Genomic DNA, 20,692 nt, shown 5'->3' on the forward strand with positions numbered 1-20,692 from the left:
GTCCGCGGGTCGATCATCGTGTCCTCCACCTCCGGATGCGACGGGCTTTGCAGCCTGCGGGGTGACCGGCCCGTCCGATTCCGGCGCGTGCAATGCTGGGCAGCCATGGCTCCGCGGTCGGTCATGGGGCTGAGGCAGACATCTCGACACGCGCCCCTAGCGGACGTTAGCTCTCGTGATGTGCAACGAATACCGCTTCAACGGCAAGCTCGCCGAGATCGCAGCCGAATTCTCGCAACTCCACATTCCGCTGAGGTTCGAGGGTGCGGCCTCGAACCGTCCGCCAGGCGAGCCGCTTAAGCCGACCAACCGCGCGACCATCATCCGGCCCGACGATCCGGAGAACCCTCGCGCCGGCCTCTACGCCGCCGACGTCCGTTGGTGGCTCGTGCCGTTCTTCCATCGGAAGGCCGTGAAGGATTGGCGGGCGATGTGTACGAACGCCCGCTTCGAGACCGTGGACACGGCGCCGACGTTCCGAGAGTCCTACAGGAAGCGGCGTTGTCTCGTGCCGCTCACCTCCTTCATCGAGTACAGCGAACCGCCCGGCTGGAAAAAGGGCCAGCCGAAGACGCGCCACGAGATCACGTGGCGGAGTGGCGGCGTCCGCTACTTCGCCGGGATCTGGGAGCGCTCGAACCCTGAAGACTTCCCCGAAGGGTTGGAGAGCTTCGCATTCGTCACCGGGCCGGCCTGCGCTGACGTCGAGCCGATCCACGACCGCACGCCCTCGATCCTGACGCTCGAGCAAGGGCTCGAATGGCTCGACCTCAATGGTCCCGGCAAGGAAGCCTTCGCCTGTACGCCACCGGCGGGGAGCTACGTACTGACGGTTGCGCCTCGTGAGGCCGTGATGTCGCGGGAGATGCGGAAGCTGATCTAGGAGGACTCACCGTCCGGCGCAGCCAGAACGGATAGCGCGACGTGGATGAAGGCCAGGAATGGGTCGGCCTTGTGCTCCGCCGCCGGATCGCACCGCGCCCCCTCGGACGGGGTCAACGCGTCTGGGGTGCGAAGGCGGGCCGGTGGGGGGCGATCCGCCAGGCGGGCTGAGCACCCCGCCCATCGACCCCCAGAGCCGCGATCAGCGCGAGAGGCGCAGGGCGGAGATCTCCTCGCCGATCTGGTGGAAGGCCGCCTTCAGGTCGGCGCCCGTCTCCGGCAGGCAGACGTGGTCCGGCGAGCTGGCGCAGTGGGCCATGAGCGCGCGGGAGGCGGCCGCTTCGGCCGCCGACTGGCCGCCCGGATCGAAGCTCCGCAACGGGTCGGGAGCGGACCTTCGGAAGGCCTGCTGCTCGGCCTGGAGCAATCGCCGCTCGCGACCCTGGCGGACCGGCCACCTACCGAGCCGCCAACGTTCAATTGGACGAAGGCGCCGTCTCGGCGGCGCTCCGCTCGCGGTAAAGCCGCCCCGCCCTTAGACGTAGAACTGCGTACTGGCCGATAAACAGCGCGCACTTGGAGGCCACGGCCCACAGAGTGAAGAACACAGCGGCTCTATCCGGGGGGAGGAGCGCAACGGCTGCGACGTTCACGGCCGCGCTCGTGAACATCAGCGCCGCCCACCCCCAGCCGACGTGATCGAACGTGCGGTCTGAGAGAAGCTCACGAGCGAGCGGGGGAACATAGCTCGTCACCCATCCGCGCGGCAGCATGGTCACCCCGAGCACCAGGGAGATCAGCGCAGGCTTGATCAGCAGGAAGCGCGCATCGACGGTGAGGAAGGTGAGGCTCCCCAAGGCTAGGGTCAGGCCTATGCTCACGATCAGGAGGCCGGGCGGTCGAAGGCGACGGAATAGGAAAACCGAAAGCTGAGCCAAGGCGATCACGAGCCCAAGCGCGGCGCCCAGCCGGGCTGACCCCGTCGCCAGGTAGACGCCATAAAAGACCAGCGTCGAGGCAAGGTCAGTGACGATGGGACGGGCCGTGGCTGTGAAGTAGCGCATCAGGATTGCTCGTGTGGTCCCAGCTTGGCAGGTGTCTGATGCTAAGGCTCCATCCTCCGATGTCGCAGGCTTGCCTGCGGCGGAAGGCTACGGCGAGGGCGGAGTGCGCTCTCTACGCATAGCTGGCCCTAGTGGTCGGCGCTCTGTGCTCCGACGCCGACGTCCGCTTGCTGGACAGGGGCCAAGGTCCGCTCGCGACCCCGAGCGGATATTCACTGCTCGCCGCGAAGCAGACCTTGGCTGGCCCTGCCACCGGCCGTCGGCTCGCGACCGCTGACGGACCTTCAGGAGGACCTGCATGTCGGCAGCGCGGGGCAGAGCCCGGCCGCTCTTCCCACGACCATTTCCACGCCGGACCGGCTCAGGCAACCGCCTAGGAGTCCCTGGGCGTCAGGCAGACCGAAGCGCGCGCTGAGCTTGCCGAGTTTCGCGCGCCGGCGGCTGTCCGAAGAGGCGGCGATACTCGCGCGTGAATTGCGACACGCTCTCATAGCCGACCTTGTGGGCCGCGACGCTGGGCTTCAGCCCCTTCGCCAGCATCAGGCGTCGCGCCTCGATGAGCCGCAGCTGCTTCTGGAACTGCAAGGGGGAGAGTGAGGTGACGGCTCGGAAGTGGTGGTGGAAGGTTGAGGTGCTCATGCCGGCCGCCGATGCGAGCTGCGCGACAGACAGGGGCGCAGCGAAGTCTGTGCGGACGATCTCGACGGCGCGGGCGATCCGCCGCGAGCGGCTGTCCGGCAGCCCCATGTGGCGCATCGCTGGGCCTTGGTCGCCAGCCAGCAGCCAGTAGTGCAGCTCCCGCACAATCTGCGCCTGGAGCACGGGCATGGCCGCCGGGCGATCGAGAAGGTTGACGAGCCGCAGGGCGGTGTCGGCCACCTCTGCATCAGTGGGCTGCAGCCGAAGCGCTGGGCCGCCCTCGGACGCGACCGCGTTCATCTCGGCGCTGAGTTCGGCGATGATGGCCGCGTCGAGATTGAGTGCGAACGAGAGATAGGGCGTGCTCGGGCTGGCCTGAGTGATCTGGCTGACCGTGACGGCGTCAGCCGTAAGCAGCATGCAGTCGCCAGCGCGAAACGCCAGAGACTGAGATCGCGTGGTCACCTGCTTTGTCCCCTGGACGACCAGGCAGATCAGCGGGCGGTCGATCGCGTGCCGCAGCTCCCCCGCCGAAATCGAGCGCACCAGGCTCATTCCGCGAACAGGCGTCCCAGCGATACCGGCGGCGTCGGCGTGGGTCCGGGCGTAGCGGTCTATCGCGTCCCGAAGAGCCTGGGTCACGCGGACCTCCTTGCCGGACCAACCACAGCGTAAAGGTTCATCGGAGTTTTGGGCAAGATTTCAGGTCAAGCGCGCAACCCCGGCTGCGCTCTCGGCGGCAGATTGGGCTCCGGCCCGGATTCACTGCGCTCGACGCGAGGGAGCAGACCTTGATCATGACCAACGACGAGCAGCATCGCGGGGTCGTAATGACCGGAGGGGACGGCGAAGAGGGCCCGAAAGCCTTCTACATCCTTGTCGAGGCCCTCCCAGGGCGGGAGGACGAAGTGCTGCAGATGCTCCACGACATTCGAGCATGCGTGGAGGACGAGCCAGGCACGGGCCCCTGGTACGCAGTACGGCATTCGCAGACCACATTCGCCATCTTCGAAGCGTTCCCAAGTATCGCCAGCCGCGACGCACATGTGGCTGGCGGCGGGGGAGACATCTTCCGCGACGTGGAGCGGATGAACCGCCTTCTCGCCGTCCCCGCCCACGTACAGAAGGTGGACGTCCTGCTCAGCAAGACGGTCTTCGCCTGAGGCGTGCTTGGCCGTCATGCGCCAGAAGCGGTCTGCGGCCCCCTCTTGGCAGCTGGGTGGAAAGTCCAGACCAGGGCGGCGCCGGAAGCTCGTGTTCGCTGATGACGCGCCGCGCTATCGCTTCGACTGCCTTTGCCAGGGCGCCCGCGCCATCGAACGGACGCGACGCGCAGCGAGTGGCAGGGCGACTGGCGCGGGCGGGCTGCCGCATGGCCTGAGACCGCAGAAGCAAACTATCATCCTTCAACCTGGAGAGGACGCAGCGCAGAGGCGGAGAGGAGCGTGGCACTCAAGCTACCCCAGGCGGTGCTTCGCGCCTCCGCCGACGTCCTCCTGGACCAGGTGCGGCTTGGACGCGGCCCGCTCGATCTCGTCGACGCGCTCATCATGCTGGCGGTCACCCAGGCAAACGTGGAGCCGGTTCTTCGGGACCCGGGACTCAATCGCCGATACGCGACCTACGACAGCCCGCCTCCGGAGGCGATACGCCGCCCGATCAGTATCAACGCCGTAGCCCAATCCCTGGGCATTCCGTTCGAGACGGCGCGCCGGCGCGTCGCGCGCCTGGCCCTGGTCGGCGTCTACCGCACGACCCCCGCCGGGGTGATTGTGCCCGGCTGGGTCGTCAGGGCCACCTCTCACCGCGCGGCCGCCGAGGCGGGCTACGCCCGAGCGGTGGCGCTCTTCAGCCGCCTGGCGAGCCTCGGCTTCCCTTTCGAGCCCTCCTCCGCGCCTCCCTGGGAAGGCGCGCCTCCGCTGCGGGCGGTGGCGAGGGCGTCGGCCGAATACCTCCTTCGTCTCGTCGGGGTCCTCTCGGCCGAGCTGGGCGATGTGGTCACGTCAACGGTCTGGCTCGAGTTGCTCCGCTCGACGCACGAGCACCTGCCCCTCGAGGCTGGACTGAGCGCGGAGCGGCAGCAGCCCGCAAGCGCGGCTCAGCTTGCGAGACGTCTGGGCCTGCCCGCGGAAACGGTGCGTCGCCGTGTGGGCGCACTGGCGGAGCTGGGCCTCTGCGACCTCTCCCCAAAGGGCGCCACCCTCCCCGTCGCCAGCTTCGGGCGCAGGGACGTCGTCCGCATCCTGCGGAACAACCAGCGGGACCTGGCCCGCATGTTCACGACGCTCGGCCAGCTCGGGATCGTCGCCATGTGGCGCGCCGATGGCAGCCTGGCCGCCTAGTCGCGCCGCCCGGCCAATGATCTCGGCTTTCGCCTCCAGCCCAGCGCTGAATGGCCGTCCGGGATCGCGCCTGGGATCCGCCGTCGCCCTCTAGCTTGCGCGGCCTATGAGGTCGGGCCCCTGACCATCCGCGTCGCCGCGACGGCGGCGGACGCTGTTGGCGCCGGGACGCAGGCGCCGCTAGGCTCCAAGAGAGCCGCTAGGCTCCAAGAGTAAAGGCACGGGGAAGATCATGGCCTGGCTATGGGGCGCGGCGCTCGCCTTCGCGTCGGCGGTCGGCTTCGGCGGCGTGAGTTCGGCGCAGGTTCCTGTCCGGCCGACGCCCGACCCGGGCCCGCCGCTCAGCGGCTACCCTCGCAGCGCCCTGCGAGCGCCGACGGCCGCGGAACTGAAGACGGCGACCTATGTCCGCGATGTCGTCTACGGCCACCGCGACGGCATGGCGCTCACCTACGACGTCTTCAAGCCGGCGAGAAACGCCAACGGCGCGCTTGTGGTCAACATGGTGTCGGCCGGCTGGCGATCGTCGTGGGCCCCGCCGGAAGAACGCCAGGCCCGCTATCAGGCGCTGATCGACAGGGGCTTCACCGTCGTCGCCCTCTACCACGCCTCGGCGCCCCGCTTCCAGGTTCCGGACGCGGTCGCAGACGTCCGGCGCGGGATGCGTCACATCAAGCTCCACGCCGCCGATTACGGCGCCGATCCCAGGCGCATCGGTGCGTGGGGCGCGAGCGCCGGGGGACATCTGGCGCTCGTGGCCGGAATGATGGCCGACGACGGCGATCCCGCGGCCACCGACCCCGTGGAGCGTTCGGGCAACCGCATCGCCGCCGTCGTCGCCTATTTCCCGCCCACCGACCTGGCCGCCCTCCTCCAGGGCCGTCCCAAGGCCGGCGCCATCGCCTTCGACGACACGCTGCTGGCGTCGGTCTCACCGATCCACAGCATCGACGCGCGCGATCCGCCGACGCTGATCCTGCACGGCGACGCCGACAGGGGCGTGCCGCCCTCCCAAGGGGCGGCCATGCGCCAGGCTCTCGAGAAGGCCGGGGTGGAGTCGGAACTGAGGCTGTTCGCCGGGGCCGACCACGACTTCTACGTCAAGGGCGACCCGGCGAAGACCGACGCCTACGCCACGGAGGCCATGCAGGCGATGGTGCGGTGGTTCGAGGACCACCTGAAGAGGTAGATCCGGCCATGCCCGTGGTCGGGCTGAATTCCGCGGAGGCCGACCGAGACGAAGCCTGCCCGGGCGACCTTGCCGCCGTGCGGCGGCGCGACCGGGCGAGATTGGCGGGCCGGTGGGGGGCGATCCGCCAGGCGGGCTGAGCAGCCCCCCAAACCCGCGATCAGCGCGAGAGGCGCAGGGCGGAGATCTCCTCGCCGATCTGGTGGAAGGCCGCCTTCAGGTCGGCGCCCGTCTCCGGCAGGTAGACGTGGTCCGGCGAACTGGCGCAGTGGGCCATGAGCGCGCGGGAGGCGGCCGCATCGGCCGCCGACTGGCTGCCCAGATCGAACCCGACCGCATAGACAAGGACGCCGCGGGCCTTGATGCCGTCGCAGAGCGCGCGGGCCTGGTGGAAGGCGTCGCCGTTGGTCGCCCTGCCCGGGATCTGCTCCCGGCGGGCGTTCCAGTCCTGCCGAGAGTCCTCGGCCGCCACGACCCCGTCGCGGTAGGCGGTGTTGAACATGCCGTCGGTCATCAGGACGACCACCTTGAGCAGCCTGTCACGGTCGTAGTCGGCGGGGCGGTTCTCCACGGGCCACAGACCTGCGAAGCCCGGCGCAAGCGCGTACCACCCCCAGGCCAGGCCGATGTGGCCGGCCGTGTAGCCCTCGGCCACATAGCCGTTGATCGACGCCTTGAGCGCGGCGCGGTCGGAGCTCAGGGGCCGGACCTGGCTGCCCAGGCAAGGGTTCGCGGCGCCGGCGTAGTTGAAGCCGACCGGCGCCTGCCGGAAGCCCGCGTCCGTGTATTGCTCGCGCTCGGTGCGCTCGGTCACGCAGGTGGTCGCCCTGAACTCCTGCGGATCGCCGGAAGCCGACGTGAACCGGAACCGCGCGCAGCCATAGCTGGTGCAGTTCTTCCGCGCCTCGCCCCGCGCCTCGTCCGCCAGGCCGCCGAGGTTCACGGTCGCGGCGTAGGGCGCCAGCGCCACCTTGGAATAGAAGGGCGTCTGCTCGTCCTGGACCAGCAGGTCCACCAGGTCCTTGGCCGCGGACTTCAGCGCCGTCAGCTTCTGGCCCCGCATCGACCCGGTCACGTCGAGCACCAGCGCCGCTTCCAGGTTCTTCGCGCCGCGGACGACCTCCGCGCGCGCCGTCACCCGCAGCGGCTGGCCCGCCATCACGAGCTGGCCGAGGATCGTCGGGATCTCCGCCTCGGCCTCGGCGACGACCACCCCGGCATGGTCGCGGTCGAACCGGAACGCGCGGCGGGTGACCTGGAAATCCGGTCGTCCCGCGCCGAGATTCTCCTGGAACGCGCGGGCCGCCACCTCCGTCAGGCGTTCGTCGTCGCCGGCGGTCGCCGGCGAGGCCTTCGCCGTCACCGCGCCCGCGCCGGCGAGGGCCGCGGCGTCCAGGGCGTCCTGGAGCTGGGTCCGGGCCGAAAGGGCCCGGTGCAGGTCGAGGGCGCCCACCGTGGCGATGGTGAGCGGCAGCAGGGCCAGCGCCAGGCTGACAGCCATGGCCCCTCCGGTGTCGCCGGCCAGGCGCCACAGCCGTCGGCGTGCGTATCGACGGACGTTCAAATGATCAGCTCCCGTGGTCCGCTCTGCGGAAGACTAAGCGCGGCCGTAGGGCGGGCCTCCGCCTCAAATGAGAGCCGGCCTGCGTAGTGGAGCAGCGACACGAAGATGCCCGTGACCAGCCTGAAGAGGTGCGACTCCGGGGCGGCGGCGGTGGAGTTCGCCCTCCTCGTCCCGCTCTTCCTCGGCCTGCTGCTGGGGGCGATCCAGCACGGGATCGCGGGCATGGTGTCGGCGAGCTTCGACGACGCCGTGCTCGCGGCCTCGCGTCACATCCGGACGGGCCAGGCGAGCGGCGCAGGCGGCGCAGCGGCGTTCAAGGCCCTGATCTGCGAGGGCATGTTCGATCCGCCGCCCACCTGCCTGGCGCGCCTGCGCGTGAACGTGCGGCCGCTGGCCACCTTCGCCCAGGCCGCGGCGGCCCAGGACCAGGCGCGGCCGGAGGAGGATCGGTTCGTCAACGGCGGGGCCAACGCCATCATGCTGGTCACCGCCACCTACGACTGGCCGATGTTCACGCCCTTCCTCGGCGACGGCTTCACGCACGGACCGCCCGGGACGGCGCGGATGACGGCGCACATGCTGTTCAAGAACGAGCCCTTCCGGTGAGGCGGGCGCTATTTGCGATCCTCCGGGAAGAGCGGGGCGCCGTGCTCGTGGAGTTCGCCTTCCTGGCGCCCGTGCTGATCCTGCTGTTCTTCGGGACCATCGAGGTCGTGCAGGCCGTCCAGGCGCAGCGGAAGCTCGCCCATGTGGGCGCCGCGATCGGCGACGTGGTGGCGCGGGAGCGGAGCCTCAGCCCGACGGAACTGCAGGACGTGCTCGCCGCCGGTCCGGCCATGATGGCGCCGTTCCCCGGCGCCGCGCTGGGCGAGCGGGTGATGAGCTTCAGCGCCGACGACAAGGGCGTGATCCGGCGCGACTGGCAGGTGCTCGGCCCCGCCTACGTCGGCGACGCGCCGGCCAGCCTGCCCGCAGGGTCCCTGCGGGCCGGCGAGAGCGTGATCGTCACGGACGTGAGCTACGCCTACAGCCCGATGTTCAGCCTCGCCGTCAGCCGGCCGCTGCAGTTCCAGAAGCGGACGCTGCATCGCCCTCGCCTCGGCCGCTCTGTCGAGCTCGAGTGAGGGCGCGCGGCGGCTCTCATTCGAAGATGAAGTTGCCGTCCCGCAGCCGTGAGGCCTGGACGCCCATCAGGAGGAGGCTGGTGTCGCCGAGGCTGATCAGAGCGCCGTCGGCGGCCTGGGTCAGCGCATAGCCATGCCCGTCCGGCCCGAACTCGCGCAGGTCGACCCGCTCATGGAGCATGAAGTCGGTCACCAGATCGTGCCCGCCGCCCCGCTCCATCACGAAGAAGTCCACGTCGCCGTCACCGCCGGACAGGGTGTCGTCGCCTGGCCCGCCCCGCAGGATGTCGCGGCCCGCCTCGCCGAACAGCCGGTCGTCGCCCTCGCCGCCCAGCAGCGTGTCGTTCTCCGAGCCGCCCTGGACCAGGTCTGCGCCCTTGCCTGCGGCGAGGACATCGGTGCTGGCGGCGCCGGACAGGGTGTCGCCGCCGTCGGTGCCGGCCTTCCAGTCGTTCTGCGCGGTGCCGGTCCAGACCACGCCTCCGGGAGAGGACGGCGCCGGCGGCGGATCGCCCGGCGCTGGCGGGGCCGCGCCTGCGACCTCGATGATCAGCGGATGGTCGGTTAGGGACAGGCGCACGCTGCTCACGTTGCTGAACGTCTGCACCGGCGCCTCGCCGACCAGGGGGTCGTAGACCGCCACGCGGGCATAGGTCGCGCCGAGCGAGACGTTGATGGCGCTGGCGGGCGCCGTGAGCGCCGTGCGTGAGGCCTGGTCCCAGAGGTCCGGCTCCGCCCAGACCACGATGTCGTAGGCGCCGTCGTCCTCCTGGAACAGCAGGCTGGCGCCGGTCAGCGGCAGGCCGCTGACGGTGTAGGCCGGCGCCGCGGATCCCGTGGCCGCGCCCGGCCCGGTCGTCAGGATGGTGGTGAGGTTGTGCAGCGCGTGGGCCACCGGCTTGGGGGTCCAGTCGCTGCGGAACAGGCCGTACTGCCCCTCGACGCTGCCGGGATCCGCGTTCGCGCCGACCAGCTCGTAGAGGTAGGTGGCCGCAACCCCGTGCTTGGCGGCGGCGAACAGGGAATTGAGGATCTGCCTGGCCTGCACCTCCTCTGTGACCCCGATCACCGTGCCGGCCGAGCTGGTGGAGCCGGTCTCGGTGATCACGACGCCCCGACCGGGCGCGCTCCACTGGCCGGACTCGATCCAGGCCTGCAGCGTGTACCGAGGGTCGGCGAAGCTGTAGCCCCACGACTGCTGGCCGGCCTGGTAGTAGCTGTGGATGTTGCCGTAGTCCGCGTGGGCGGAGAGGTCCCCTACGGCCTCGTACTCGGGCGGGTCGATGCCGGCGAGGCTCAGGTTGTACACCGGCACGTCGTTCAAGACCGGGTCGGCGTTAGCCCGGGCGTAGAGCGCCTTCTGCGTCGCGACCGCGCCGGCGTAGCCGGTCAGCCCCTGGAAGCTCACCGCCTGCTTGTCGACCTCGTTCGGTCCCTCCAGGGCGGAGACGGATCCCGGATAGGACTGCTCGAGCGCACGCGCCCAGCCGATGTAGCTGTCGATCCCGACCACCGGATTGAGCATGAGATCGAAGCGGATCCCCGCCGCCGCGAGCTGCTTGTAGATCGGGAACGAGGCGATGTTGATGTAGTCCCGGATGCTGTCAATTCCGAGATAATCCAACGCCTCTATGACTTTCGTAGTGTCCGAATACGGATGTTTCGTCCAACTCACGTGCACGTTCACGCCCACGCCGCGCACGAATTGTTCTGCGTCCAGAGTCGCCATGCATCCCGCCTGCTGATGACTTGCGCCACCCCCGCCCGGACCACAGCGGAACCAGTAATTGCATCCAAAGCATGGCGAAGGTCGCCGGGACGTCAGGCGCCCTCCGGACCCGAGGCCCCCGCCTGCGGAGCCGGAGAGCTCCGCGGCGACAGGCGCCGCACCACCTCCCCGCACGCGGATCTCAGGCGCCCGGCGACCGCGGCGGCCTGCAGCAGGGCGGCTTCGCGGGGTCCAAGGGCGACGAGGACGTCGAGGATCTCGTGGCGATCGGTCCAGAAGGCGGCGACGCCGTTCGTGTCGGCGAACTCGCGGTTGTTGGACATGTCGGCGAAGGCGAGGGAGGCGTCACCCAGCAGGTGGCGAGTCACGTGCTCCAGGAGCAGGAAGCCGGGCGCGAGCGACCTCAGCGTCTCGTCGTAGGCCGACTTCCAGCCGTAGACGACGTTCCCGTCGTGCAGCAGGACCTCCATCGCCACCGGACGACCGTCGAGCCGCAGCGCCCAGATCGTCACCCGCCCGCTCTCCGCGAGGCGTCCGACCATCCGGCGCACGAAGGGAGCGCTGCGCTGGACCAGCGCCGTTCCGCCCTCCCCCTTCCAGCCCGAGGCCTCCAGGACCAGGAACGCCTCGAACGTCTCCCGCACCTCGTCCGGCGCGTCGTGGCGGGTCACCTCGACCCGGCCCATCTCCTCGAGCCGACGCCGGCAGCGGCGCAGGCCGCCTCGCCGCTTTGGCGACAGGGCCTCGGCCAGGTAGGCGTCCGGGTCGGGCCGGGGCGTGAGCTTCGGCCGGACCAGGCGTCGCCGGACGCTGAAGGCGCCGCCGCGTCGGACGAGCGCCCGCCGCAGGGCCTCGGCCATCTCCCCGCCGCCCGGGAACTCCCGCAGATGCAGCAGGCGCGGCAGGGCGCGGTCGGCGGCGATGGCGTCAACGAGGGCGGCCATCGCCTCGTCCGTGAACGCCCGGTCGATCACGGGCGCGCCGAGGATCAGGTTGCGGTCCGGCGGCGAGACCAGCGCCCGCACCGTCCAGCTCCGGAAGAGCTCGCCCTCGGTGAAGATCCAGGCGCCGACGAGCCTCCGGCCAGGATCGCCGTCCTCACCGCTCCAGGCGAGGGCGACAAGCACGGCGGCTCCGCTCTGGGCGGCCGCGTCGGCGACCGCCGGATGCATGGCGACGTTCCCGTAGGCTGCCCGGGCGACCAGCTCCTCCCACTGCGGGATCAAACGCGAGAAGCGCGTGCTGTCGGCCAGTTCCCCCGTGACCGTGCGCCGGCGCGGGGCGGTTCGCGTCTGCGCGTCTTCATCCACCAGGTCGAGAACGGCCATGGGCGCCTCCGAAGTCAGTCCAGGGTGGCTCTGAGGCCCGCCAGGTCGGCGCGGTTCAGCCACAGGCGGGGAAAGGGCACGCGGAGCTGGCCGACCAGGCCGCCCCACGCCAGCAGCAGGCGCGCGACGGTGCCGCCGAGCAGACTGGAGGCTGCGCCCGCTGCGCCGTGCTCGGGGGTGAGGAGCAGCATGAGCCCGATCATCACCGCCAGCTCCACCCCACGGATGGCCGAGTTCAGCCCTGGGCGGCCGAGCGCCAGGTAGAGCTGCGAGGACACGGCCGCCAGGCGGCTCAGCACCCGGTCGATCACCAGGATCCGGAAGACCAGGACGGCGGCGGCGAACTCCGCCCCGTAGATCGTGGTCATCAGCAGCCGGTCGACGAGGAACAGCGCCGCCACGACCGGCAGGTAGGAGGCGATCGTCACCCGCAGCGCCAGGTGGTGCAGTTGCGCGGCGTGCTCGGGCCGCTCGCCGCTCATGGCGGAGAGGAGCAGCCCGGTCTTGGGTGTGAAGATGGTGATCCGCTGCGCCAGGCTCGCGGCGACCACGTAGACCCCGAGCTGGACCGGTGCGAGCAGGTGGATCAGGACGATCCGGTCCGCCCAGGTCGCGGCCATGCCGAACAGGTCGGCGAACACCGCCCGGCGGGCGAACGTCTTGAGGTCACGCCAGGCGCCGCGCCAGGCCGAGAGCGGCCCCTGCAGGTCGCGCAGCAGGGCCGGAAGCAGCAGGGCGAGGGCGAGGATCGAGCCCCCGGCCACGCTGGCGATCGCCGTAGCGACGGTCAGCCGGCCGCTCAGGAGGAACCCCACGAGCAGGAGGGCGTGGAAGGCTGTCGGGAGAAAGGCGGTCAGATTGGCGGCGAGATAGCGCCCCTGGCCCGCATACACCTGGCGCACGATGACGCTTACTGCGCCGAGATGGGCCAGGACGAGGCTTGCGCGAGCGAGGTCCAGGGCGACCGACGCCTGGCGGCCCAGCAGCAGCGGCATGCTGAAGAACGCGATCAGCGACAGCAGGGTGGCCAGGCCAAGTCCCGCCAGCAGCCCGCACGCGACGGTCGCGCGCGAGACCTCGGGACGTTTGCGCGCCTGGATGAGGACGGCGTCGGCGAGACCCACGGTCGCCAACGAGCCGGCCAGCATCGCCCAGGTGGTCGCCGCCGCGTACACGCCGCGGCCCTCCGCTCCCAGCACCCTGGCCGTGATGACCCCCGTGGCGAAGTTGATCAGGACCCCGGCGGCCTGGAGCAGGATCGCCTGCATCGCCGCATAACCCAGGCGGTCCGCCGCGATCAGTCTGAGAAGGAAGCGGGGCAAGCCGCGTCACCCCCGGCTCGACGGCGGCGGCGTTCGACCGGAGGCGGGGCGAAGCGCGCTCTTTGGCATGGAGGCATTGGCGGCGAGCGCCCGCGCCGCCGCCATGTCATTTGAGCCGGTCGGAGCGTGGTTGGAAACGCCCCCGTCCGGCTGCAACCGCGCCCGGCGGACCCCTGCGTCAGGCGCGCAGGAGCAAGGCGACGAGACCGCTCCACAGGAGGACGGAGACTCCGACCGCGAGCAGGAGGCCGACGCCGACTGGCAGCCGGCGCTCTGTGGGGTCGTCGTCCATGCAGGTGGTGGGCGCCACGCGGTCCATCCTAGAGGCCGCTCGCGAAAACGAGGCCGGACGGGAAAGGTTCGGGACGACGGGCCGCCCCCTGCGGCTGGGCGCAGCAAAGCTCTGCGACGGGAAGTCGCAGGCCGAGGCGCTTTCATCAATTGATGCCGCGGCTTTCCCGCTGCGGGGCGAGGCTCCGAGGCGGGACAGGAGGACTGCGATTGCTGATCACCAGGACCGTCGCTGTTTGGGCGACCATCGGAGCATTCGTGCTCGGCGCCTTCGCCGGAGCCCCGCTGACCGGGCCCATCCTTGGACTTTTTCCCGCCGCGCAGGCGGCGGCACGCCCGGAGCCGAGCCGGCCCGCCACCGCCGCGGAATGGACAGGCGGCCTGACGCGCGTGCAGTGCGCCGCCGGCGACGGCACCGCCCCGGACGACACAGCGCCGGCGCTGACGCTGGCGAGCGGGCCCGGGGGATCCTAGCCGACCCGCTGACGGGCCGCTGGGGACGTGACGCCGAAACGGCAGGCGAGATCCTCGAGCGTCATCCTCAGCCCTTCCCGAAGCGGGGTGCCGCCCGCCGCCCCGGCGGCGCCGACGCCGCGCATCCCGTCCGCCGCGGACCGCGCCGCAAGACCGGCGGCGGAGGCCGCCGGGATGCTCAGGGCGGAGGCGGAACCGGTCAGCTCCAGGATGGCGCGCGCCAGGGCCGCGTGCGTGATCTCCGCCGGTTCGGCAGCCAGGCGCGAGGCGGCGCCCGGTCGCCCCTCAAGCTGGCGGATCCAGCCGTCCACCTCGTCCCTGACGAAACGGAGCCGCAGCGTCGTGCGGGGATCGGAGATCCGGATCGGCTCTCCCCGCAGCGCCCGCAGGGCGAAGTCGGAGACCCCGCAGCCGCTCTCCAGCGGCATCCGGGGACCATAAAGGTGGGCGGCGGCGACCACGTCGAGGCTCACGCCCCGCTTCTCCGCACACCGGGCGAAGAGGTGCGCCATCACGTTCTGCGTCGCGCCCGGGGCAGGATCGCCGCCGCGGCAGGCCAGCAGCACCCGCGCGCCGTCGCGGGCGGCGCGGTCCAGGACCCTCACCGCCATGCGGACGGCGCGGCGCGCCTGCACGCGCTCGTCCATGCCCCTGCCCTCCGGCGCACCGACCAGATGGTAGATCTCGTCGAAACGCGGCAGTTCGTCAGGGATGCGCCGCAGCACGTCGTGGCTGACCACCGCCCCCCGCCGCTGGCCGATCAGGCCCGTGAGGTTGTGGATCGAGCCGCGCCGGAAGCTGTCGATGCACACGACCTCGCGGCCGCGTGCGAGCAGCGCCTCGCACAGGTGGGAGCCGATGAACCCGGCGCCGCCGATCACGGCCGCCACAGGGCCACGCGCCGGCTCTTCGCCAGGCCGCTCAAAGCTCATCACCGGCGCCGGCTGTCCGTGCATGGGCCCTCCCTTCGACCCGCGGTGCGGGCGGTCGGACCTGGCGGCGCAGATCCTTCACGACGATGCGTGGCGACCCTCGCACCGCCGGGGGAGACCCGAGACGTCAAATGCGAACGAGGGGCATGGGCCGTCGCGGCTTTCGTTCCGACGCAACCCTGCTGGGCAAGGCACTCCGGATCCGCGGCGCCTGTTTATATCGCAGGTTGTACTTTCCACCCGGCGCCGGCCGACAGTAAAGCGCGGGGAATGAGGCAAAGCTCATTCTCAACTGATCCAAGCGGCGCACGCAGACCATTCAAATGATGGGACGCACACACTTTCGTTAGCGATCTAACCAAAAACGATGTTTTCAAAGGAGCGAACGAGGCGGCAGACTGCACTCGGACCTTGGGGGATACGAGGTCACGCCGGCGAGGTGGGGGCGCCCAGGCCTCCGGCCGCCGCGTCTTGGTGAGCCAGCGGTTTGGTGGAGGGGCCTACGATGTCAGCAGCCGCACAGGCGGTGCGTTCTACGACCACGCCGGTCACGTTCAGCGCGTTCGGCGGATTGCAGGCGCTCCAGGTGGAGCAGGTCCGCGCCTTCTGGCGCACGGTCGAACGCTTCGAACCCGGGGTCCAGTTGCGCTGCGCTCCGGACCAGGGCGTCAAGCGCGGCGCGATCCTCTCGGGCTGGGCGTGCGAGATGCGCATCCTCCCGGACGGACGCCGCCAGATTTTCTCGTTCCTGCTGCCGGGCGACCCGTTCCTCATCGAAGAGCAATCGGACCTCGGAGGTCGCGCCGTCGTCGCGATCACGCGGCTCGAGGTGATGGACTGGACCAACCCTTTCATCGGCGGCGCAGAGGCGCGCGACACCCTGGCCCGGGCGATGAACGAGGCGGTCGTCCAGAAGCAGGATCGTCTGCTGGATCACATGGTCCGTATTGGCCAGCTCACCGCACGCGAGCGGATCCTGCACCTGCTGCTCGAACTCTGTGATCGGCTCGAGGCGGTCGGCCTGGTCAAGGGAGACACGTTCCGCATTCCGCTGACGCAGGGGGTGTTCGCCGACGCCCTCGGCCTGAGCCTGGTGCACATCAACCGCACGCTCAAGCAGCTGCGCCGGGAAGGCCACATCCTGCTCAAGGGCGGGTCCGTGACCCTTCTCAACCGCCACCGCCTGGCGGCGATCGCCTTCTATCATATGCCGGGGAAGACCGGCCTCGCCTGATCGCGGCCGGCCTCGGCCGACGTCGCCCGCCAGGCGGATTCCGCGGCCCCGCCGCGGCGACGGCGGAGTCGGATACAGAATCCGCCGTCGCGGAGCCGACAAACGACGGTGCTTCGGACCGTTTGTTAAAGCCGCGCAGCCCCGCCGCACCTCTCCTCGTGACAATGACTGACCCGGACGGGTCGATACTGTGCGGGAGGCGCGCCATCTCACGCCCGACAAGATCGTGCCCCGCATTCCAGCAAGCCCTCGCCTCCCTGGCCAACGCCGCTGCGCTCGGCCCAGACGACGTGGAGCGCCTTCGCACGCTCTGCGACCGCACCGAGACCTGGACGGCCGGCGCGCAGGTGGAGGCGCCGCAACGCGGCGACCGGTACCGGCTGATCACCACTGGCTGGATCTACGAGGCTCGGCTCCTGCCGGACGGCCGGCGCCAGATCTTCGGCTATCTGCTGCCGGGCGACCTGATCTGCAGCCGTCACGCCAGCCGGGCGCCGCCGAGCGTCCTGCTGGCCCTGACCCGGTCGCAGACCGTCGACATACCCGCGGGGCTGGCGACCACGCCCGAGGGGCGCCGGACAACACTGGGCGAAGGCCTCGCGGACGCCGTCGAACAGCAGGAACAACGCAGCTACGCGGCCCTTCTCCGTCTCGGCAAGTACACGGCGATCGAGCGCGTGGCGCATCTCGTGGTGGAACTGCGGGACCGCCTCGCCCGCGTGGGATTGGCCCGCGACGAAGCGTTCCAGGCGCCCCTGACGCAGGAGCACCTGGCCGACACCCTCGGCCTCAGCGTCATCCACGTGAACCGCGTGCTTCGGGAGCTGCGCAATCACCGCCTGCTGACGATCAAGTTCGGGGTGGTGACGATGTTGCAGCCCGAGCGGCTCGAGCGGCTCGCGGAGGGCAGAGGCGGCCGCGTCCTCCACGACCGGGAAGAGCCCTAGCCTAGCGGCCGCGACGGCGAAGCCTGAGCGGCGCGTCTTCGGCCACCACCAACAGGGTGGCGCCCGCAGCGGCGGCGGCCAAGGATGTGGGAGGCTCGGCAAGCTCCACGAAGTCGCCGGCTCCAAGGTCGGCCCCATCGAGCCTGAGCGCGCCGGCCGTCACCAGCAGGACGAAGGCGGATCTCACGCTCGCCACACCGATGTCCGCGCCTGGCGCCGCGCGCAGCAGGTAGACGCACTCGCCAAGCCCGCTGACCCGCTGCGCCAGCGCGCCCTCGACCCCCTTCCGCATCTGCGTCCAGCCGTCGATGCACACCTGGCTCGAAGGCTTGTGGGCGGCGGCGAGCTCGGCCTGCGGCTGTTGTGCCCGGAACGACATGGCCGACCTGTCCTGCCTCTGCTGTTGACCGCCCTCGACCGCCGCCGCGGCCATGGCGCAGACGGGGCACATATCGAGGTGGGCCGCGACCGCCAGCGAGACGCCGGGCGAAAGATTGGCGATGAGATAGTCCGAGATCACCTGGCCGGAGGGATGGTGAGCGATGCGCACCGGTTGTCGTCTCCAGGAATGCATCTCGCCGCCCATGACCGCATCGCCCTCCGGCGCTGCGCAGTAGCGATCACGCCACCTCCTGCGACGCGCAAGTCGATCATCGGCCCCATGAACCACCTGTGAACCGCCCTCAGCTTGGGCGCGCGGCGCAGTGACGCCGAGCCGGGCGCCCGCGCCGCCACTCCGGTTCGCGCGTACCGCACTTCTGCTGCGCGCCTTCCCGCGCCTCGAGCAGCGCGATGGCTTCATGGGCCAATGGACTGTCCTCGCTGAAAGCCGAGGCGTCGATCTGCCCGCCTCAAACTGGACGCGGGACCTGCAGCGATCCCGGCGCGAAAAACACGCCGAAGCGCCGCCGAGTCAAGCGGCGTCGCAGGTTTTCAGGCTGGACCTGGATGATGTCGGCGGGCCGGCGATGAATGCGAGCACCCGCGCCGGCCGGGACGGCTCGCGGCTCCGGGCCGGCTGCCGTCGCCGCCCGGGTCGAAGCACGCCCTATTCGGCGGCGCGGTAGACCTGCCCCTCTTGCGCCAGAGCCCGGCCCCGCTCGCTGCGCCACTGGGTCAGCGCAGAGAACGCGCCCATGATGTGATAGAGCGAACTGGCCGGCGCAGGCTCTTCGACGAACCGGCCGTCCGCGAGGAGCTTGTCGCGCCACAGGCCTCGCACGGGGGTGTCCAGATAGGCCCGGATCGCATCCGCCGCATCGGCCGCCTGGGCGAGGTGCTGTGGGTCGTGCGGCGCGCGGCGCGCCATGACCAGGGCCGCTCGCAGGTGCTCGGTCTGCGGCCACAGGCGCGCGCGCCCGCTCCGGATCGACCTCAGATCATCCAGTTCGTCCACCAGCACCCCGCGGCTGGAGTCCAGGCCGAGCCGCCCGGCCTCGTACAGGGCGCGCGAGGCGGCCATGGCGCGGGAGTCTCCGACGAGGTCGTCCCAGCGGCTGAGCAACCAGGACCACTCGAGCTGATGCCCCGGCTCCACCAGCCCCCGGTCCGCTCCGACGGCCGGCGACCAGTCCCCTTTGAAGAACTCACGCAGGAAGGCGCCCTCGTGGTCGATGAAGCGGTCGAGGGCGAGGTTGACCAGCTCGCTGGCCAGGGTCAGCCAGCGCTCGCCCCCGCCGGCGTCGATCCAGGCCAGGGCCGCCTCGAGAAGGTGCATGTGGGCGTTCGCCTGGAACGGGTGCGCCCCGGACTCGCGGAAGCCGCCGGCGGGGTGGGCCATGTGCCGGACAACCCCGTCGAGGAGGTCCTCCGCGGCCCTCAGGGCGGCGCGGGGCTCGGGCGAGATCCGGCTTGCGCTCGCCAGGGCGAGAAGGACGAAGGCCTGGTCATAAAGGTAGGCGTGGTCGTTCAGCGGCGCACCGTTGGCGTCCACCAACGTGCGATAGAGTCCGTCCGCCCGCGAGTAGCGCCGCCGCAAGTACTCGAGCCCCCAGGCGGCGGCCTCCGTCCAGTCCCCCGGCAGGCCAAGTCGGGCGGCTTCCGCGTAGACGAAGCTCTGGCGCGCCTGGACGCGGGCGCGCTTCGCGCCGCCCACCGGGCGGCCGGACTGGTCGATCATGTCCACGTAGCCGCCGTCCTGGGGATCTGCGCCGACCGTCCACCAGAGCGGCAGGGCCGCGGTCCTGAGCCAGAGGTCGAGCTCGTCGCAGAAGGCGTCGAGCCGCTCGCCGGGCGTCGCGGCGACCACCTCGTCCGCGACCGACTTGACGCCCTGGCTGGCGGAGAGACTGCAGAGAAGGAGGTTGCGGCCATCGCCCACGACGGCGATGTCGGACAGGCCGAGGAGAGTGACGATGGGCGCATCGTCGGAGAGCCGCACGAGACTGCGCTGCGTGTCCACCAGCCGCGCCGGCCCCTTGGTCGCGTTGCCGCGGCTGTCCTTGCGGGAGACCGCGAGGACGGCGTCCCAGGCGCCCAGGTCGCTCCAGCGGAAGCCCACCGGCAGCACCAGAGCGCGGCCCGTCTTCTCCATCACCGCATAGTCGAAGGACGTCTTCGGCGCGCTCAGGAAGGCGTCGCCCAGCCGCCATCCCGCAGGAGTCTCGACGCTGTCGGCGACGGCCGACTCGGCGGCGCGGAGAATGGCCGGTGCATAGGTCCGGAACTCCTTGAGCAGGATGTCCGCCCGGCCGATGAAGTTGCCGCTGTTCCACAGATGGCCTGCGTCCACGCAGGCGCGGGCGACCTTGGCGGGCGGCTTCTCGATGAAGCGCTTCACGGCGCGGACGTCGCCGGCCACCCCCACGCCCGGCGCGATGTAGCCATAGGCGCTGGACGGGCCGCTCGGACGGATCCCCAGGGTGATCACCCCGCCGGACTCCGCGGCCCGCGCCGCGATCTCGATGGCCCGGCAGAAGGCGTCCGGATCCGGGATGTGATGATCGGCCGGTGAAATCGCGAGAACCCCCTCCGGGTCCCGGGTCGCGACCCAGGCCGCGGCGGCGGCCACTGCGGCGGCGGAGTCTCGCGGTTCGGGCTCGATCAGGATTTCCACCGGTTGATCCGCGGCCATGCGGCGGACCCATCCGGCATGCGCCGGACCGCAGATCACCAGAGGGCGCTGGGCGCCGACGATGTTGCGCAACCGCGCGAGGGTGGACTCGAAGGTGGAGCGCTCCTCCACGAGCGGCAGGAACTGCTTCGGCCGGTCGCGGCGCGACGCGGGCCACAGGCGGGAGCCGGAGCCGCCGCACATGACGACCGGATAAACCTTCATTGGAACCTCCACGTCTCCCCAGCCCGAGGAGAACACAGCGCATCCGCCGCCGGTGGGCGTGGACGTCGTCGAGTCTTGGAGGTCTGCCTGCGGACGACCCGCTCATAAGACACAACGCCCGCTCGCCCCCCCGTGCGGCTCAGGCTGGCGCCCTCGGAGAACGCAAGGACGCCTCCTTCCCAGGCGCCACCGCCTCCTGGGCGGCGCCCCGGCGCGCTCGCGCCTACTGCGCGGCCAGCCGGGTGGTGGGCTCCGCGAGCGCCAGCAGCTCGTCGAAATAGGCGATGGTCTTCTCGAGACCCTGGCGGAGCGGGATGGTGGGCTCCCAGCCGAGGATCTCCTTGGCCTTGGCGA

The 20,692-nt window shown here is 70.8% G+C and carries 19 protein-coding genes; 8 read left to right on the forward strand and 11 right to left on the reverse strand.

Translation table 11 applies throughout. The features are described 5' to 3' along the window. Window positions 1–178 precede the first annotated feature (178 nt). Window positions 179–883 (forward strand): SOS response-associated peptidase, encoded by a 705-nt coding sequence (locus ACE3Q8_RS18300; RefSeq protein ID WP_374471736.1) that lies wholly within the window; start codon window positions 179–181, stop codon window positions 881–883. 201 nt (window positions 884–1,084) lie between these two features. Here ACE3Q8_RS18300 and ACE3Q8_RS18305 read toward each other — a convergent pair whose 3' ends face one another. The 3 genes from ACE3Q8_RS18305 to ACE3Q8_RS18315 all read right to left on the reverse strand — a co-directional run bounded on the left by ACE3Q8_RS18305 (window position 1,085) and on the right by ACE3Q8_RS18315 (window position 3,227). Beyond that, window positions 1,085–1,309 (reverse strand): hypothetical protein, encoded by a 225-nt coding sequence (locus ACE3Q8_RS18305; protein WP_374471737.1) that lies wholly within the window; start codon window positions 1,307–1,309, stop codon window positions 1,085–1,087. A 49-nt stretch (window positions 1,310–1,358) separates the two neighbouring features. Continuing rightward, complete coding sequence (locus ACE3Q8_RS18310; RefSeq protein WP_374471738.1) at window positions 1,359–1,946, reverse strand: septation protein IspZ; 588 nt, start codon at window positions 1,944–1,946, stop codon at window positions 1,359–1,361. Window positions 1,947–2,336: 390 nt separating this feature from the next. After that, the gene (locus ACE3Q8_RS18315) at window positions 2,337–3,227 is read right to left on the reverse strand and encodes an AraC family transcriptional regulator N-terminal domain-containing protein (RefSeq protein ID WP_374471739.1); all 891 of its coding nucleotides are present in this window, start codon (window positions 3,225–3,227) and stop codon (window positions 2,337–2,339) included. Between the two features lie 155 nt (window positions 3,228–3,382). Here ACE3Q8_RS18315 and ACE3Q8_RS18320 point away from each other — a divergent pair, with 155 nt between their 5' ends. From ACE3Q8_RS18320 to ACE3Q8_RS18330, 3 genes are all read left to right on the forward strand, one after another. Then, the gene (locus tag ACE3Q8_RS18320; RefSeq protein ID WP_374471754.1) at window positions 3,383–3,748 is read left to right on the forward strand and encodes a putative quinol monooxygenase; all 366 of its coding nucleotides are present in this window, start codon (window positions 3,383–3,385) and stop codon (window positions 3,746–3,748) included. 282 nt (window positions 3,749–4,030) lie between these two features. After that, complete coding sequence (locus ACE3Q8_RS18325; protein ID WP_374471740.1) at window positions 4,031–4,927, forward strand: hypothetical protein; 897 nt, start codon at window positions 4,031–4,033, stop codon at window positions 4,925–4,927. A gap of 232 nt (window positions 4,928–5,159) precedes the next feature. Next, window positions 5,160–6,116 (forward strand): alpha/beta hydrolase, encoded by a 957-nt coding sequence (locus ACE3Q8_RS18330; protein ID WP_374471741.1) that lies wholly within the window; start codon window positions 5,160–5,162, stop codon window positions 6,114–6,116. 160 nt (window positions 6,117–6,276) lie between these two features. Here ACE3Q8_RS18330 and ACE3Q8_RS18335 read toward each other — a convergent pair whose 3' ends face one another. Beyond that, window positions 6,277–7,617: a pilus assembly protein TadG-related protein gene (locus ACE3Q8_RS18335; protein ID WP_374471742.1), complete on the reverse strand. Its 1,341-nt coding sequence runs from the start codon at window positions 7,615–7,617 to the stop codon at window positions 6,277–6,279. Window positions 7,618–7,791: 174 nt separating this feature from the next. Between ACE3Q8_RS18335 and ACE3Q8_RS18340 the strand changes: the two genes are divergently transcribed. Next, window positions 7,792–8,286 carry a TadE/TadG family type IV pilus assembly protein gene (locus ACE3Q8_RS18340; protein ID WP_374471743.1) on the forward strand — a complete coding sequence of 165 codons (495 nt, stop codon included), beginning with the start codon at window positions 7,792–7,794 and terminating at the stop codon, window positions 8,284–8,286. 41 nt (window positions 8,287–8,327) lie between these two features. After that, window positions 8,328–8,804, forward strand: a complete 477-nt coding sequence (locus tag ACE3Q8_RS18345; RefSeq protein WP_374471744.1) for a TadE/TadG family type IV pilus assembly protein — start codon at window positions 8,328–8,330, stop codon at window positions 8,802–8,804. Between the two features lie 16 nt (window positions 8,805–8,820). Here ACE3Q8_RS18345 and ACE3Q8_RS18350 read toward each other — a convergent pair whose 3' ends face one another. The 5 genes from ACE3Q8_RS18350 to ACE3Q8_RS18370 all read right to left on the reverse strand — a co-directional run bounded on the left by ACE3Q8_RS18350 (window position 8,821) and on the right by ACE3Q8_RS18370 (window position 14,904). Then, the gene (locus ACE3Q8_RS18350) at window positions 8,821–10,533 is read right to left on the reverse strand and encodes a calcium-binding protein (protein ID WP_374471745.1); all 1,713 of its coding nucleotides are present in this window, start codon (window positions 10,531–10,533) and stop codon (window positions 8,821–8,823) included. Between the two features lie 92 nt (window positions 10,534–10,625). Beyond that, the gene (locus ACE3Q8_RS18355; protein WP_374471746.1) at window positions 10,626–11,861 is read right to left on the reverse strand and encodes a GNAT family N-acetyltransferase; all 1,236 of its coding nucleotides are present in this window, start codon (window positions 11,859–11,861) and stop codon (window positions 10,626–10,628) included. 14 nt (window positions 11,862–11,875) lie between these two features. Further along, window positions 11,876–13,183: an oligosaccharide flippase family protein gene (locus tag ACE3Q8_RS18360; RefSeq protein ID WP_374471747.1), complete on the reverse strand. Its 1,308-nt coding sequence runs from the start codon at window positions 13,181–13,183 to the stop codon at window positions 11,876–11,878. Between the two features lie 178 nt (window positions 13,184–13,361). Continuing rightward, complete coding sequence (locus ACE3Q8_RS18365; protein ID WP_374471748.1) at window positions 13,362–13,502, reverse strand: hypothetical protein; 141 nt, start codon at window positions 13,500–13,502, stop codon at window positions 13,362–13,364. A 442-nt stretch (window positions 13,503–13,944) separates the two neighbouring features. Next, window positions 13,945–14,904, reverse strand: coding sequence for an NAD-dependent epimerase/dehydratase family protein (locus ACE3Q8_RS18370; RefSeq protein WP_374471749.1), 960 nt, complete (start codon window positions 14,902–14,904; stop codon window positions 13,945–13,947). A gap of 481 nt (window positions 14,905–15,385) precedes the next feature. Between ACE3Q8_RS18370 and ACE3Q8_RS18375 the strand changes: the two genes are divergently transcribed. After that, a complete protein-coding gene (locus ACE3Q8_RS18375; protein WP_374471750.1) occupies window positions 15,386–16,114 on the forward strand; it encodes a Crp/Fnr family transcriptional regulator in 729 nt (242 codons plus the stop codon). A gap of 290 nt (window positions 16,115–16,404) precedes the next feature. After that, entirely contained in the window at window positions 16,405–17,061 is a 657-nt protein-coding gene (locus ACE3Q8_RS18380; protein WP_374471751.1) for a Crp/Fnr family transcriptional regulator, read from the forward strand. A gap of 1 nt (window position 17,062) precedes the next feature. On the opposite strand, the gene ACE3Q8_RS18385 is transcribed toward ACE3Q8_RS18380, so the two are convergent. Both ACE3Q8_RS18385 and ACE3Q8_RS18390 read right to left on the reverse strand, forming a co-directional pair. Beyond that, window positions 17,063–17,611, reverse strand: coding sequence for a hypothetical protein (locus tag ACE3Q8_RS18385; protein WP_374471752.1), 549 nt, complete (start codon window positions 17,609–17,611; stop codon window positions 17,063–17,065). 498 nt (window positions 17,612–18,109) lie between these two features. Further along, the gene (locus ACE3Q8_RS18390; RefSeq protein WP_374471753.1) at window positions 18,110–20,338 is read right to left on the reverse strand and encodes an AGE family epimerase/isomerase; all 2,229 of its coding nucleotides are present in this window, start codon (window positions 20,336–20,338) and stop codon (window positions 18,110–18,112) included. Window positions 20,339–20,692 lie beyond the last annotated feature (354 nt).

Origin of the sequence: Phenylobacterium sp., from assembly GCF_041913825.1 — a bacterium.
In the GTDB taxonomy this organism is placed as follows: Bacteria; Pseudomonadota; Alphaproteobacteria; order Caulobacterales; family Caulobacteraceae; genus Phenylobacterium.

What these genes read in the sequence shown, in the direction of transcription:
- ACE3Q8_RS18355 (WP_374471746.1), bottom strand. Translation starts at nt 11,861, where the DNA reads ATGGCCGTTCTCGACCTGGTGGATGAAGACGCGCAGACGCGAACCGCC.
- ACE3Q8_RS18330 (WP_374471741.1), top strand. Translation starts at nt 5,160, where the DNA reads ATGGCCTGGCTATGGGGCGCGGCGCTCGCCTTCGCGTCGGCGGTCGGC.
- ACE3Q8_RS18365 (WP_374471748.1), bottom strand. Translation starts at nt 13,502, where the DNA reads ATGGACCGCGTGGCGCCCACCACCTGCATGGACGACGACCCCACAGAG.
- ACE3Q8_RS18370 (WP_374471749.1), bottom strand. Translation starts at nt 14,904, where the DNA reads ATGCACGGACAGCCGGCGCCGGTGATGAGCTTTGAGCGGCCTGGCGAA.
- ACE3Q8_RS18335 (WP_374471742.1), bottom strand. Translation starts at nt 7,617, where the DNA reads ATGGCTGTCAGCCTGGCGCTGGCCCTGCTGCCGCTCACCATCGCCACG.
- ACE3Q8_RS18350 (WP_374471745.1), bottom strand. Translation starts at nt 10,533, where the DNA reads ATGGCGACTCTGGACGCAGAACAATTCGTGCGCGGCGTGGGCGTGAAC.
- ACE3Q8_RS18390 (WP_374471753.1), bottom strand. Translation starts at nt 20,338, where the DNA reads ATGAAGGTTTATCCGGTCGTCATGTGCGGCGGCTCCGGCTCCCGCCTG.
- ACE3Q8_RS18320 (WP_374471754.1), top strand. Translation starts at nt 3,383, where the DNA reads ATGACCAACGACGAGCAGCATCGCGGGGTCGTAATGACCGGAGGGGAC.
- ACE3Q8_RS18300 (WP_374471736.1), top strand. Translation starts at nt 179, where the DNA reads ATGTGCAACGAATACCGCTTCAACGGCAAGCTCGCCGAGATCGCAGCC.
- ACE3Q8_RS18310 (WP_374471738.1), bottom strand. Translation starts at nt 1,946, where the DNA reads ATGCGCTACTTCACAGCCACGGCCCGTCCCATCGTCACTGACCTTGCC.
- ACE3Q8_RS18375 (WP_374471750.1), top strand. Translation starts at nt 15,386, where the DNA reads ATGTCAGCAGCCGCACAGGCGGTGCGTTCTACGACCACGCCGGTCACG.